This is a genomic window from Streptomyces sp. NPDC046557 (assembly GCF_040645975.1).
In the GTDB taxonomy this organism is placed as follows: domain Bacteria; phylum Actinomycetota; class Actinomycetes; order Streptomycetales; family Streptomycetaceae; genus Streptomyces.
Genome location: NZ_JBEYZH010000002.1, coordinates 503,878 through 516,930, shown reverse-complemented (window position 1 = coordinate 516,930; position 13,053 = coordinate 503,878). Strand labels below are relative to the sequence as shown.

Genomic DNA, 13,053 nt, shown 5'->3' with positions numbered 1-13,053 from the left:
GAAGAACCGTACCAGATTCCTTAATGGCCGCTATAGAATGGGCGCATGGTGACCGGACAGCGCGGCAGGCCCCGCTCCTTCGACCGCGACGCCGCTCTCGACACGGCCATGCGCGTCTTCTGGGAGCGCGGCTACGAGGCGACCTCGATCGCCGACCTGACCCGCGAACTGGGCATCGGCGCCCCCAGCCTCTACGCGGCCTTCGGCGACAAGCGCACCCTCTTCGAGGAGGTCGTGACGGCGTACGGCGGTCGGTACGGGGGCTTCGCCGCCGTGGCGCTCGCGGAGGAGTCCACCGCGGCCGCGGCCGTACGGCGCCTCCTGCGCGAGGCCGCCGAGATCTACACGGACCCGACCCACCCCAAGGGCTGCATGGTCATCAGCGCGGCGATCAACACCACCTCGGACGAGGTGGCCGAAGCCCTGCGGGAACGGCGCAACGCCAACCTGGCCATGTTCGAGAGCCGGATCACGGCGGACATCGCCGTCGGCGCGCTGCCCGCCGACGCGGACGCGCGGGCGCTAGCCCGTTACGTCGGGGCGGTGCTCCAGGGGATGTCACAGCAGGCGCGCGACGGGGCGGGCCGCGAAGAGCTGGAAGCGGTGGCGGAGACGGCGATGCGGGCCTGGCCGCGCTAGCCGCCCTCGGGCGGCCCGGCCTCCGGGGCTTCTTTCCTCTGCGGCATTTCCTCTGCGCGATTTCCTCTGGGCCACGGTGCGGGACGGGACCCTCAACCCGTCCGGCACCGTAGCCCGGAGTACTTACGGCCGGCGGGTGTGCGGTTCCCGGCGGCCGGTTGGGAGGGGCCGACGCGGTCAGGGCAGAGCGCGCGGCTTACCTCGATCCGTCCTCCTGTGCGGGGAGGGCGGAAGCTTAAACCATTGTGGACTAGACCAATCTGTCCTGTCCATCCAACGACAGGGGTCTTATTCCCGTCACTTCCTCCAACCCTACGCGGCCCGGGGCCCTCCTGGATACTCCTGGGTATTCGCCGTGGGGAAAGTCATGGCCGTACCCGGGGTACGCTCGGCCCGTGCCCTCCATGAACGACCTCGTACGCCAGCACACCGCTCTCGGTGAAACCGACCTGGAGTGGCTTCACCTGCTGGTCTCGGAGTGGCAACTGCTCTCCGACCTCTCCTTCGCGGACCTCGTGCTCTGGGTCCCGACCCTCGACGGCACCCGGTACGTGTCGGTCGCGCAGATGCGCCCCAACACCGGCCCCACCTCGTACCAGGACGACATGGTCGGCCACCTGGTCCCGCGCGGCCGCCGTCCGCTCCTCGACGCCGCCCTCGACGAGGGTCGGATCGTCCGCGAGGGCGACCCGGAGTGGCGCGAGGAGGTCCCGGTCCGCGTCGAGTCCATCCCCGTCCGGCGCGAGGGCCGGGTACTCGGAGTGATCGCGCGCAACACCAACCTGCTCACCGTGCGTACACCGAGCCGGCTGGAGCTCACCTACCTCCAGTCCGCCTCCGACCTCGCCCAGATGATCGCGGCGGGCTCCTTCCCCTTCCCCGGCCAGCAGGTCGACATGGACGCCTCCCCGCGCGTCGGCGACGGGCTGATCCGACTCGACGCCGAGGGCGTGGTGACGTACGCGTCCCCGAACGCGCTCTCGGCCTACCACCGCCTCGGGCTCGCCTCCGACCTGGTCGGTCAGGACCTCGGCACCACCACCGCCGAACTGGCCCCCTCACGCGGCCCGGTGGACGAGGCACTGGTGAAGCTGGCCAGCGGCTGGGCCCCCCGCGAGACGGAGGTCGAGGGCAACGGCGGGGTCATCCAACTGCGCGCCATCCCACTCAAGCCCAAGGGCACCCGCATCGGATCCCTGGTGCTGTGCCGCGACGTCACCGAGCTGCGCCGTCGCGAACGTGAACTGATCACCAAGGACGCGACCATCCGGGAGATCCACCACCGGGTGAAGAACAACCTCCAAACGGTGGCCGCGCTCCTGCGCCTCCAGGCCCGCCGGATGGACTCCCCGCAGGGACGCGAGGCACTGAACGAGGCCGTGCGGCGCGTCGGTTCGATCGCGATCGTGCACGAGACGCTCTCTCAGAACCTCGACGAGCGTGTGGAGTTCGACGAGATCGCCGACCGGGTCATCGCGATGGTCGCCGAGATCTCGCCCGGCAAGGTCGCCTGCCGGCGCACCGGCCGGTTCGGCATCCTGGACGCGGAGGTCGCCACCCCGCTCTCGATGGTGCTGACCGAAATCCTCCAGAACGCCCTGGAGCACGCCTTCAGCCAGGGCGAGGGCGGCACGGTCGAGGTCTCGGCCACCCGCTCGGGCACGGGCCGCGCCGACGCGCGACTGCTGATCAAGGTGCTCGACGACGGGTGCGGTCTGCCCGAGGGCTTCGACCCGCAGCGGGCCGGGAACCTCGGACTCCAAATCGTCCGCACCCTGGTCGAGGGAGAGCTCGGCGGGACCTTCGACATGGTCCGGGTCGAGCCGCACGGCACCCGGGTCGTCCTCGACATCCCGGCCAGCCCGCAGAAGTAGGGTCGGCGACGGTCACGCAGAGCGGCGACCGGCCCGTCACGCTACGTCACCCCGCGTGCTCTCCAGGAGGTCCGTACAGCACTGAGCCCCGGACCTGGCGGTTCCTCCCAGCGGTGGCTGGGGGACCCGGTCCGGGGCTCAAGAGCACGGTGCCGATCGCTTCTCAGGGTTCTACGCGCTGCGGCTCGAGGCTCGAAAGTCGATGTCAGGCGCTGGCGTTGCGCGCCCGGTTGCGAGCGGCGCGGCGCTTCATGGCGCGGCGCTCGTCCTCGCTGAGACCGCCCCAGACGCCGGAGTCCTGACCGGACTCGAGCGCCCACTGCAGGCACTGCTCCATGACGGGGCAGCGGCGGCAGACGGCCTTGGCTTCCTCGATCTGCAGCAGCGCAGGACCGGTGTTGCCGATGGGGAAGAAGAGTTCCGGGTCTTCCTCGCGGCAAACGGCGTTGTGACGCCAGTCCATGGCTGCTCCATCTCCTTGTATTGCGGGCAGGTTGCTTGTGAATGTGAACGCTTTCACGAATCCCCCCGTGAGGGAAGGGCTGACCCTCAGAATGACGACTGAGGGATCCGAAGATTCGTGGTGGGGTTCTGGCGGTCTGTGTGGGTGCCGGGTTGTGCGGGCTGTCCCGATCGCCATGTAGAGATTCGCAAACCTCGGACGGGGATACAACCCCTTCCGGAAAGTTTTTTTGGATTCGTCGGTGTCGACTAGGTCACAGCCCTAGTTCCTGGGGGTGTACCGGCGTGTAAACGTTCGAGTGAAAGGACTTTGGGCTCTTCTACTCACACAATCACACGCAGTGCACGGCGAACGCCTGTGAACCGAACGCTGGTCCGCAGTCCCAGGTGATCACCGTCCATCTGGAAGGGGAGTGGAACCTTCGAATGCAAGGTGAAGTCGGTCAGATCGTGCAGAGACACCGCGTGCTTGCCCTGCGGACCGCGCTCAGGAGTCGAGGTCAGGAGCTGTGTGGCGTACTTGGCGACCGCCGGAGTTGACAAACGATCCAAGGCCAATACGTCAAGTGCGGTATCGAACGACGCGTCCGGGGACGCGTACAACGGGCGATTGCCCAGATACGTCCAGGGCGAGGTGTTGCAGACTATCGAGAGCACCAGGTCCGTCACTGGCTCCGCGCCGGGCCGCTCCAGGGTGACCGTCCCGTGCCGGCGATTGGGTTCGTCGAGGAATTGGCGCACCAGCTGTCGCACATAGAGGGCGTGCGTCGAACGCTTGCCGCGCTCGCGCTGCTGCTCGACCCGGCCCACCACCCCCGCGTCGAAACCGAAGCCCGCGCAGAAGGTGAACCAGCGCGCCGGGACCGACTCGTCCTCCGTGCCGGGGACGCCGGCCGCGAGGCCGAGGCCCACCGTGCGCTCACGCCGCTCCCGCAAGGCGTCCAGCAGGGCGCCGGTCGCCTCGATTGCGTCGTTGGGCAGTCCGAGCGCGCGGGCGAACACGTTCGTCGACCCGCCGGGGACCACCGCCAGCCTCGGCAGCCGGTCCGGATCGGGGCCGTCGTGCAGCAGGCCGTTGACCACCTCGTTGACCGTGCCGTCGCCACCGAGGGCCACCACGAGGTCCAGGCCCTCCCGGGCCGCCTTGCGCCCCAGGTCGCGGGCGTGCCCCCGGTACTCGGTGGTGACCGCCTCCAGCTTCATCTCGCTGGCCAGCGCGTGGGTCAGGACGTCACGCGTACGTGCACTGGTGGTCGTCGCTGCTGGGTTGGCCACGAGAAGTGCACGCATGAGCGCCAGCCTACCCACCCGCTCGCGGGCACCCCCTACTGCCCGTCCCCGTCCGGTCACCGTCCCGCCCCCGGCCCCTCCCCGGTGTCGTCCGCTCCGCCGCGGGCGGCGGGGCGCGGCTACCCTGCTGGAGTGAGTGAGAAGCCGACCCCGAATGCCCCCGCCCCCGCCCCCGCCGACGCGGCTGCCCCCGGCGGTGCGCCCGCCGCGCTGCCCGGCCGGCTGACCGTCGCCGCCGTACTGTGCGCGGTCCAGGGCCTGGCCCTGGTCGGCCTCGGCGGCTACCTGCTGTTCGACGGGATCGCCGGACACGTCGACTCCGTGCGGCAGGCCGAGACGGGAGGCCTGACCCTGCTCGCCATCGCCGTGCTCCCGCTGATCGCGGCGCGCGGGCTGCGCTTGGGGCGTCGGTGGAGCCGGGGTCCGGCGCTGATCATGCAGCTGATGGCGCTGCCGGTGGCGTGGACGCTGTGGACCGCCGGTGGGGCGCTGACCGCCGCCGCGGTGGCCTTGGCGGCGGCCGCGCTGGCGGTCGTGGCCCTGCTGGTGAACCCGACGGCGACCCGGGCCCTGGGCATCGGTCCCGCCGCCTGACCGCGCGGCCCGTCGTACGGGCCGCGCCGCCTACTCCTCCACGAGGAGCTTCTCGCGCAGCTGGGCCAGGGTGCGGGCCAGCAGACGGGAGACGTGCATCTGGGAGATGCCGACCTCCTGCGCGATCTGTGACTGCGTCATGTTGCCGAAGAACCGGAGCAGTAGAATCCGCTTCTCTCGCGGTGGCAGCCCCTCCAGCAGCGGCTTGAGGGACTCGCGGTACTCGACCCCCTCCAGCGCCTCGTCCTCCGAGCCCAGCGTGTCCGCGACCGCCGGGGACTCGTCGTCCGTGTCCGGGACGTCCAGGGAGAGCGTGCTGTAGGCATTGGCCGATTCCAGCCCCTCCAGCACCTCCTCCTCGGAGATCCCGAGCCGTTCGGCCAGCTCGTGGACCGTGGGGGAGCGACCGTGCTGCTGGGAGAGCTCCGCGGTGGCAGTGGTCAATGAGAGCCGCAGCTCCTGGAGGCGCCGGGGCACCCGTACCGCCCAGCCCTTGTCGCGGAAGTGCCGCTTGATCTCGCCGACCACCGTGGGCGTGGCGTACGTCGAGAACTCCACGCCCCGGTCCGGGTCGAACCGGTCCACCGACTTGATCAGGCCGATGGTGGCGACCTGCGTCAGGTCGTCGAGCGGCTCGCCCCGGTTGCGGAACCGCCGGGCCAGGTGCTCGACCAGCGGAAGGTGCATCCGGACCAGGCGGTTGCGCAGCTCCGCCCGCTCCGGCGAACCGTCGGGCAGCTCCCGCAGTTCGAAGAACAGCGCCCGCGCGCCACTGCGGTCGCGCGGGTCCGGCAGCGCCGGAGCCGCCTGGGCCACGGCCGCGGATGGCTGTGAGGGTTGTGGTTCGTCGTGCTGGTTCTCGCTCATAGGGCCCGCCCGTCGCTCCGCCGAGTCCAAAAAGCCGTTGTCCGCATCCGCGTCAGCCGGGTGCGGCCGGGCGTGCTGCTGCTCCGGGATGCCGCCGTCGACCTCATGCCGTACCCGGGGCCGATCCCCGCCCCGCACCGGGATCTCCCCGCCGCTCACGCCGGGCCTGGCCCCGCGCCGCGTTGTTTGTACAGGCTGATGCACACGGTGCGGTCCTCCTCGACCGTCGCCTCGACCTTGCCGGCCAGCGCCGACAGGACCGTCCACGCGAACGTGTCGCGCTCGGGCGCGCGGCCGTCCGTGGTCGGTGCCGAGACGGTGACCTCCAGCGAATCGTCGATCAGCCGGAACACGCAGCTCAGGACGGAGCCGGGCACGGCCTGCTGGAGCAGGATCGCGCACGCCTCGTCCACCGCGATGCGGAGGTCCTCGATCTCGTCGAGGGTGAAGTCCAACCGTGCCGCGAGACCGGCTGTCGCCGTACGCAGCACCGACAGGTAGGCACCCGCAGCCGGCAGCCGGACTTCTACGAAGTCCTGGGTCGCGGGCTCGCCTGCGATCTGGGACACCCTCACCTCCAAGGTGGTACGAGCTCTGTTCGCCGGTGACGCTATCGCGATCCGGGCGATCGTGTCGCGGCCCCCCTCGTGGCGCCCGCTGGGAGCGCCCGGGTCACCCGCCGTTCCTGCGGTCGGTGACCGATGGTAAGCCCATCGGTACGCACAGTGGCTAGGGGTCTGCGGGCCCAATTCGGGGGAACCGGCGGAGGGTTGACCTACCCCGCCTCAGACGATCGAACCGTCGACAAAACACCACCTCCACGTCTCGCCCGGTTCGAAGCTGCGCATCACCGGATGGCCCGTCTCGTGGTGGTGCGCCGTGGCATGGCGGTAGGGCGAGGAATCGCAGCAGGCCACGTATCCGCACCCCAGGCATATCCGCAGTTGCACCGGATGACTGCCGAGCGCCAGACATTCCGGGCAGGTCGGGGCAAGCGGGATGGGCTCGGGGCGCGGCAGTTCGGCAACGTGGGTGCACTCGCTCATGATGGCCAGCGTACTGACGTGCGGGCGCACTGGGCGGTTGATACCGAGGAGGACGGATCTTCGATGGAGGTATTGCAGCTGGTGGCCTTGGTGGCGGGCAGCGCGGTGGTCGCCGGGGTGGCCCGCCGCACCCCCGTGCCCGCGCCGCTGCTGCTCGTCGCCGTCGGTCTCATCGCCGCCTACGTCCCGGGCGTGCCGTCGTACGCCCTCGACCCCCACATCGTGCTGCCCCTGCTGCTGCCGCCGCTGCTCTACACGGCCTCCATGGAGAGCTCGTACCTCGACCTGCGGGCCAACGTACGGCCGGTCGCGCTGCTGTCCGTGGGGTACGTGCTCTTCGCGACCGTGGCCGTGGGGTACGCGGCCTACCTGCTGGTGCCGGGCCTGTCGCTGCCTGTGGCGCTGGTGCTGGGCGCGGTGATCGCGCCGCCCGACGCGGTCGCGGCGACGGCGATCGCCCGCAAACTCGGACTGCCGAACCGGATCACGACCATCCTCCAGGGCGAGTCGCTGGTCAACGACGCCACCGCGATCACCGCCTACAAGGTGGCGCTGGCCGCCGCCGTCGGCGTCAGCGCGGGCTGGGCGGGCGGGATCGCGGAGTTCATGCTCGCGTCGGTTGGCGGCGTCGGGGTCGGGTTGGTGCTGATGGTGCCGATCCACCTGCTGCGCAAGCGGCTGCGCGAACCACTGCTGCAGAACACCCTGTCGCTGCTGATCCCGTTCGTCGCGTACGCGGCGGCCGAGCGGGTGCACGCCTCGGGCGTCCTGGCGGTCGTGGTGGTCGCCCTGTACCTCGGACACCGCAACTGGCAGGTCGACTTCGCGACCCGGCTCCAGGAGGCCGCGGTGTGGAAGGTGATCTCCTTCGTGCTGGAGTCGGTGGTCTTCGCGCTGATCGGCCTCCAGCTGCCGGTGGTCCTGAAGGGGCTCGCGGAGTACGAGGGCCCGCAGGCGGCCTGGTACGCGCTGGCGGTGTTCCTGGCCGTGGTGGTGGCGCGCTTGGTGTGGGTGTTCCCCGCCACCTTCCTGCCCCGGGTGCTGTCCGAGCGGATCCGCCTGCGGGAACCCGAGACGAACTGGAAGGCGCCGGTCATCGTGGGATGGGCCGGGATGCGCGGGGTGGTCTCGCTGGCCGTCGCCTTCTCCGTCCCCATCAGCGTGCCGCACCGGAACCTGATCCTCTTCCTGACCTTCACGACGGTCATCGCGACGCTGGTGGTGCAGGGGCTGACCCTGCCGCCGCTGATCCGGCTGCTGCGGCTGCCGCCGCGCGACTTCCAGGCGGAGACGCTGGCGGAGGCCCAGGCGCAGAGCGAGGCGTCGCGGGCGGCGGAGGACCGGCTGAACGAGCTGCTGGAGGAGCCGCGCAACGCCCTGCCGGGGCCGCTGGCGGACCGGCTGCGAACGGTGCTGGAGCGGCGGCGCAACGCGGTGTGGGAGCGGCTCGGCGAGACCAACCCCGTGACGGGGGAGTCCGCGGACGACATCTACCGGCGGCTGGCGGGGGAGATGATCGAGGCCGAGCGGGAGGTGTTCGTGACGCTGCGCGACCGCCGGCGGATCGACGACGAGATGCTGCGGGTGCTGCTGCGCCGGCTGGACCTGGAGGAGGCCGCGGCCTACCGGGAGGAGTCGTCCTGAGCGGGTCGGAGGCCTGAGCGGTCCGGGCGGCGTGGGCGTGAGTGGGTCCGCCGGGGTCGCAGCGGTCCGGTGGGGCGGGGTGACCGCTCCGCCGGGGCGGGGCGCCGGTCGTACCGCGATGCCGGCCGTCCGGGCCGGAGGGGCCCGGGCCTACCGGGAGGGATCGGCGGGGGCGGGGCCAGGGCACGGGTCGGGGGCGCCGGTGACGACCGCGGCGAGGGTCGTGCCCCGGGGGAAGGCGCCCGCCGCCGTGAGTTCCGTCAGGGCCCAGAGCAGCTTGGCGACGTAGACCCGCTCGACCGGGACGCCGTGCCGCGCCTCGAACCCGGCGGCGAAGTCGTCCAGCTCGGCAGGGACCCGAGCGTAGCCGCCGTGGTGGAAGCCCTCGGCCAGCGTCCAGTCGCCCGCCGGGCCGCCGAACGCCTCCCGCTGGAGGGAACGTATCTCCGCCTCCAGGAAGCCGCCGGCCAGCACCGGGACCCCCACGGCCCGCTGATCCGGCCCGAGCCCCGCCGCCAGACCGGCCAGGGTGCCGCCGGTCCCGCAGGCGACGGCGACGACATCGGCCGCGCCGCGCAGCTCGCGGCCCAGCTCTGCGCAGCCGGACAGGGCGGGGGCGTTGCTGCCGCCCTCCGGGATCACGTACGCGTCGCCGGCCCCGGCCGCGGCGAGCAGCCCGGCCCGCATGCCGTGCTCGGCCTTGCGGCGGTACTCCGAGCGGGAGACGAAGTGCAACCGCATCCCGTCGGCGGCGCAGCGGGCCAGCGAGTCGTTCAACGGCCGCCCGGCCAGCTCGTCCCCGCGCACCACCCCGACGGTCGCCATGCCGAGCAACCGCCCGGCCGCGGCGGTCGCCCGCAGGTGGTTCGAGTACGCCCCGCCGAAGGTCACCAGTCCGGGATACCCGCCCGCCACGGCGACCCGCAGATTCGGTGCGAGCTTGCGCCACTTGTTCCCGGGCAGCTCGGGATGCACGAGATCGTCCCGCTTGAGCACCAACCGCACCCCGTGCCGCTCGAACCGGTCGTCACGCACCTCCCGCACCGGCGACGGCGGTCGCGCCTGCAGCAGCACGTCAAGGTTCGCGGAACGGTTCACGCCTCCATTGTGAGCCGCTCGGCCGCTGCCGCCGCACGTCGGGGCCCCGTCCTCCCCGGCGTGCGCGAGCGACGCGTGTCATCGGGTCACTCCGGGTCGCCCCCCGCGGAGGCGGCTATTTCAGGCGGTCGGCCACCCGGTCGCGGAACCAGTCCATCGCGAACCCCTTCGGGTCGATCTTCCCGGGCTGCCATTCGAGGTGGCCGATCACCGAGCGCTCGTGCCAGCCGTGCACCCGGCACACCGCGGCCGCCGCCTTGACCATCGCGTCCAACTGCACCTGCGGCCACGGGTCGTCACCGTCGCCGAGGTTCTCGCACTCGAAGCCGTAGAAGCAGCGGTTGCCGTCCGTGTCGGCCCGGTGGTCGGGCGGGAGCCGCTTCTCCGCGATCACCGCCGCCAGGACGTCGGAGTCGCCCGCGCCCGCGTGGTTGGCCCGGCCGTAGCCGACCAGGTGGACACGGCCGTCCTTGGTGATCACGCCGTGGCACAGGGGGCCCGGCAGCTCCTCGTCGCCGTCGCGGCAGAGCGAGACGGTGTAGGCGGTGCCGTGCGTCACGGTGTGGTGGATCATCACCCCGTGCAGCGGCCCCCAGGGCCCCTTGTGGTTGCGGTTGTGGGTGCGCCAGGCGCCGACCTCCACCACGGTCAGCCCTTCCTGCCGCAGTGCCTCGATGAACCGGTCCGCGGACATGGGTGCGGACATGGCCGCCTCCTCTGCGATTCGGGGCGGTCACCTTGCGTGCCCGTCTCGTCACGTACCGGTGTAATGGAGGGAACCCTTCCGGGCTAGTGCGTTCGTACGGTGAGCGAGCGGAATCGGCCAACCGGCCCGTGTCCGCCGAGGGTTTCGCGGACGGCCCATGAGGGTGCCCAGGTCACGTACGGAGTAGTCCCACCCTTTTGTGTAATGGTCCCATTACGTTCCGTGCTGAAAACTGGACCCGCAGATCCATGGAGTGATCGAAAGGAAACACATGTCGGTCCAGGCGGGTTCCGAGTCCGAAGCGCAAGGCCAGACCCCCCAGCGGAGTCTGGGCACCTCGGCCGCGCGGAACTTGGCAACCACGACCAAGTCCGCGCCGCAGATGCAGGAGATCAGCTCGCGGTGGCTGCTGAAGATGCTCCCGTGGGTGTCGGTGCAGGGCGGCACGTACCGCGTCAACCGGCGGCTGAGCTACTCCGTCGGCAACGGCATCGTGGAATTCATCAAGACCGGGACCCAGGTGCAGGTGATCCCGGCCGAACTCGGTGAGCTCCCGCTGCTGCGCGACTACGAGGACCTCGACGTACTCGCCGAACTCGCCGCCCGCTGCCAGCAGGTCGACTTCGAACCCGGCCAGGAGCTGACCTCCTTCGGCAGCGCCTCCGACAAGGTGTTCCTCCTCGCACACGGCCGCATCGAACAGGTCGGCCCCGGCCCCTACGGCGAGGACGCGGTGCTGCGCACCGTCGCCGACGGTGCCTTCTTCGGCGAGGACGCCCTCGTCGACGAGGAGTCGATCTGGGAGTACACCGCCCGCGCGGTCACCTCCGGTACGGCCCTCGTCCTCTCCCGGCAGGACTTCCAGCTCCTCGCCGACCGGGTCGACTCCCTGCGCGCCCACGTGGACCGGCAGCGCGCGCTGCCGCCCCAGCGCACCAACACGCACGGCGAGGCCGAGATCGCGCTCTCCGCCGGCCACGAGGGCGAAGCGGTACTGCCCGGCACCTTCGTGGACTACGAGGCGCGCCCGCGCGAGTACGAACTCTCCATCGCACAAACGGTTCTTCGGGTGCACACGCGCGTCGCCGACCTCTACAACCAGCCGATGAACCAGACCGAGCAGCAGTTGCGGCTCACGGTCGAGGCGCTGCGCGAGCGCCAAGAGCACGAGATGGTCAACAACCCCGACTTCGGCCTGCTCCACAACGCCGACTACGACCAGCGCATCCAGCCGCACGACGGCGCGCCCAGCCCGGACGACATGGACCAGCTCCTCAGCATGCGGCGCGGCTCGAAGCTCTTCCTCGCCCACCCCAAGGCCATCGCCGCCTTCGGGCGCGAGTGCAACAAGCGCGGCCTCTATCCCGAGTCGATCGACGTCGGCGGCAACCGCGTGCCGTCCTGGCGGGGCGTACCGATCTTCCCGTGCAACAAGATCCCGATCAGTGACGCCCGGACGACCTCGATCCTGTGCATGCGTACCGGCGAGGACGAGTCCGGCGTGATCGGCCTCCACCAGCCGGGCATCCCGGACGAGATCGAGCCGAGCATGTCGGTGCGCTTCATGGGCATCAGCGAGCAGGCGATCATCTCCTACCTGGTTACCGCCTACTTCTCCGCCGCGGTCCTGGTGCCGGACGCGCTCGGCATCCTGGAGAACGTCGAGATCGGCCGCTGGCGCTGAGCCGGCCGGCTCGGGGCGCGGCGGGGCACACGATGGCGACGACCGAGGCGGTCACCACGGGCGAGGGCCAGGAAGCGGCGGCCCTGCTCGAACGGACGAGGGAAACGGTCAACCCGCGACTGCGGCGGACCGTCGAGGGCCTGCCCGGTTCCATGCGCCGCGTGGCGATGTACCACTTCGGCTGGGAGGACGCGGACGGCACCCCGGCGGCGGGCAACGCGGGCAAGGCCATCCGCCCCGCCCTGGTCCTCGCGGCGGCGCGGGCCCTGCGCGGCCCGGGCGGTGAGGAGAAGGAGGGCCGGGAGAAGGAGCAGGAGGACGCCGTACGCGCGGCGGTCGCCGTGGAGCTGGCGCACAACTTCACGCTCCTGCACGACGACGTCATCGACAAGGACGTCAGGCGGCGCGGGCGGCCCACGGCCTGGACCGTCTTCGGCGTACCGGACGCGGTCATCACGGGCGACGCCATGATGGCGCTCGCGTTGAAGCAGCTCACGGAGGACCCGCATCCGGCCTCGGCCTCGGCCGCCACCCGGCTGGTGACGTGCGTCATCGAGCTGTGCGCCGGGCAGCAGGCGGACTGCGCCTTCGAACAGCGACCGGACGTCTCCCTCGACGAGTGCCTGCGGATGGCCACGGCCAAGACCGGGGCCCTGCTGGGATGCGCCTGCGCGCTGGGCGCCCTGTCCGCGGGGGCCGGGCCGGACGAGGCCGACGCCATGGACGCCTTCGGCCGGGAGGCGGGGCTGGCGTTCCAGCTGATCGACGACCTGATCGGCATCTGGGGGGACCCCGGGCACACCGGGAAGCCCGCCGGTGCCGACCTGACCGCCCGCAAGAAATCCCTCCCGGTCGTGGCCGCCCTCACCTCGGGTACCGCGGCCGGTGCGGAGCTCGCCGAGCTCTACGCCGGGCCCATGACCGGGGACGACGTGCGCCGGGCGGCCGACGCGGTGGACCGGGCCGGCGGCCGGGACTGGGCGCAGGCCCACGCGGCGGACCGGATGGGCCGGGCGGTGCAGCAGTTGTCGCGCGCCGTACCGGACCTCGGGGCGGCGGGCGGGCTGCTGGCGCTGGCGGAGTTCGTCACGCGCCGCACCCGGTGAGCGCGTAGGACCCGCGGGGGGACAGGCCGGTTCCGGTACCGCA

Annotated in this window: 13 protein-coding genes; 6 read left to right on the top strand and 7 right to left on the bottom strand. The window is 71.4% G+C overall.

What is annotated here, in order from left to right:
- Positions 1–45: 45 nt before the first annotated feature.
- Positions 46–639, top strand: a complete 594-nt coding sequence (locus tag ABZ934_RS07545) for a TetR/AcrR family transcriptional regulator (RefSeq protein ID WP_361309659.1) — start codon at positions 46–48, stop codon at positions 637–639.
- Between the two features lie 404 nt (positions 640–1,043).
- Complete coding sequence (locus tag ABZ934_RS07540) at positions 1,044–2,513, top strand: PAS domain-containing sensor histidine kinase (RefSeq protein ID WP_361310295.1); 1,470 nt, start codon at positions 1,044–1,046, stop codon at positions 2,511–2,513.
- A gap of 205 nt (positions 2,514–2,718) precedes the next feature.
- Here the strand turns inward: ABZ934_RS07540 and ABZ934_RS07535 are convergent, their stop codons facing one another.
- On the bottom strand, positions 2,719–2,976 hold the full coding sequence (locus ABZ934_RS07535; protein WP_003953983.1) for a WhiB family transcriptional regulator: 258 nt from the start codon (positions 2,974–2,976) through the stop codon (positions 2,719–2,721).
- Between the two features lie 323 nt (positions 2,977–3,299).
- On the bottom strand, positions 3,300–4,265 hold the full coding sequence (locus ABZ934_RS07530; RefSeq protein WP_361309656.1) for a diacylglycerol kinase family protein: 966 nt from the start codon (positions 4,263–4,265) through the stop codon (positions 3,300–3,302).
- A gap of 132 nt (positions 4,266–4,397) precedes the next feature.
- Here ABZ934_RS07530 and ABZ934_RS07525 point away from each other — a divergent pair, with 132 nt between their 5' ends.
- Positions 4,398–4,859, top strand: a complete 462-nt coding sequence (locus tag ABZ934_RS07525; RefSeq protein ID WP_361309653.1) for a hypothetical protein — start codon at positions 4,398–4,400, stop codon at positions 4,857–4,859.
- Between the two features lie 30 nt (positions 4,860–4,889).
- On the opposite strand, the gene ABZ934_RS07520 is transcribed toward ABZ934_RS07525, so the two are convergent.
- The 3 genes from ABZ934_RS07520 to ABZ934_RS07510 form a co-directional block, all read right to left on the bottom strand.
- The gene (locus ABZ934_RS07520) at positions 4,890–5,870 is read right to left on the bottom strand and encodes an RNA polymerase sigma factor SigF (protein WP_361310292.1); all 981 of its coding nucleotides are present in this window, start codon (positions 5,868–5,870) and stop codon (positions 4,890–4,892) included.
- A gap of 11 nt (positions 5,871–5,881) precedes the next feature.
- Entirely contained in the window at positions 5,882–6,295 is a 414-nt protein-coding gene (locus ABZ934_RS07515; protein WP_136215044.1) for an anti-sigma regulatory factor, read from the bottom strand.
- Positions 6,296–6,511: 216 nt separating this feature from the next.
- A complete protein-coding gene (locus ABZ934_RS07510) occupies positions 6,512–6,772 on the bottom strand; it encodes a UBP-type zinc finger domain-containing protein (RefSeq protein ID WP_361309650.1) in 261 nt (86 codons plus the stop codon).
- A gap of 63 nt (positions 6,773–6,835) precedes the next feature.
- Between ABZ934_RS07510 and ABZ934_RS07505 the strand changes: the two genes are divergently transcribed.
- Positions 6,836–8,416, top strand: coding sequence for a Na+/H+ antiporter (locus tag ABZ934_RS07505; RefSeq protein WP_361309648.1), 1,581 nt, complete (start codon positions 6,836–6,838; stop codon positions 8,414–8,416).
- A gap of 150 nt (positions 8,417–8,566) precedes the next feature.
- On the opposite strand, the gene ABZ934_RS07500 is transcribed toward ABZ934_RS07505, so the two are convergent.
- Together ABZ934_RS07500 and ABZ934_RS07495 are read right to left on the bottom strand one after the other, a co-directional pair.
- Complete coding sequence (locus ABZ934_RS07500; protein ID WP_361309645.1) at positions 8,567–9,514, bottom strand: pyridoxal-phosphate dependent enzyme; 948 nt, start codon at positions 9,512–9,514, stop codon at positions 8,567–8,569.
- A 115-nt stretch (positions 9,515–9,629) separates the two neighbouring features.
- Positions 9,630–10,220 (bottom strand): N-acetylmuramoyl-L-alanine amidase, encoded by a 591-nt coding sequence (locus ABZ934_RS07495; RefSeq protein WP_361309642.1) that lies wholly within the window; start codon positions 10,218–10,220, stop codon positions 9,630–9,632.
- A 271-nt stretch (positions 10,221–10,491) separates the two neighbouring features.
- On the opposite strand from ABZ934_RS07495, the gene ABZ934_RS07490 reads away from it, so the two are divergent.
- Both ABZ934_RS07490 and ABZ934_RS07485 read left to right on the top strand, forming a co-directional pair.
- Positions 10,492–11,904, top strand: a complete 1,413-nt coding sequence (locus ABZ934_RS07490) for a family 2B encapsulin nanocompartment shell protein (RefSeq protein ID WP_361309639.1) — start codon at positions 10,492–10,494, stop codon at positions 11,902–11,904.
- A gap of 32 nt (positions 11,905–11,936) precedes the next feature.
- Positions 11,937–13,010 carry a family 2 encapsulin nanocompartment cargo protein polyprenyl transferase gene (locus ABZ934_RS07485; protein ID WP_361309636.1) on the top strand — a complete coding sequence of 358 codons (1,074 nt, stop codon included), beginning with the start codon at positions 11,937–11,939 and terminating at the stop codon, positions 13,008–13,010.
- The last annotated feature ends 43 nt before the right edge of the window (positions 13,011–13,053 follow it).

Coding starts and splice junctions, on each gene's coding strand:
- ABZ934_RS07545 (WP_361309659.1), top strand. CDS start 46: ATGGTGACCGGACAGCGCGGCAGGCCCCGCTCCTTCGACCGCGACGCC.
- ABZ934_RS07540 (WP_361310295.1), top strand. CDS start 1,044: ATGAACGACCTCGTACGCCAGCACACCGCTCTCGGTGAAACCGACCTG.
- ABZ934_RS07535 (WP_003953983.1), bottom strand. CDS start 2,976: ATGGACTGGCGTCACAACGCCGTTTGCCGCGAGGAAGACCCGGAACTC.
- ABZ934_RS07530 (WP_361309656.1), bottom strand. CDS start 4,265: ATGCGTGCACTTCTCGTGGCCAACCCAGCAGCGACGACCACCAGTGCA.
- ABZ934_RS07510 (WP_361309650.1), bottom strand. CDS start 6,772: ATGAGCGAGTGCACCCACGTTGCCGAACTGCCGCGCCCCGAGCCCATC.
- ABZ934_RS07505 (WP_361309648.1), top strand. CDS start 6,836: ATGGAGGTATTGCAGCTGGTGGCCTTGGTGGCGGGCAGCGCGGTGGTC.
- ABZ934_RS07495 (WP_361309642.1), bottom strand. CDS start 10,220: ATGTCCGCACCCATGTCCGCGGACCGGTTCATCGAGGCACTGCGGCAG.
- ABZ934_RS07490 (WP_361309639.1), top strand. CDS start 10,492: ATGTCGGTCCAGGCGGGTTCCGAGTCCGAAGCGCAAGGCCAGACCCCC.
- ABZ934_RS07485 (WP_361309636.1), top strand. CDS start 11,937: ATGGCGACGACCGAGGCGGTCACCACGGGCGAGGGCCAGGAAGCGGCG.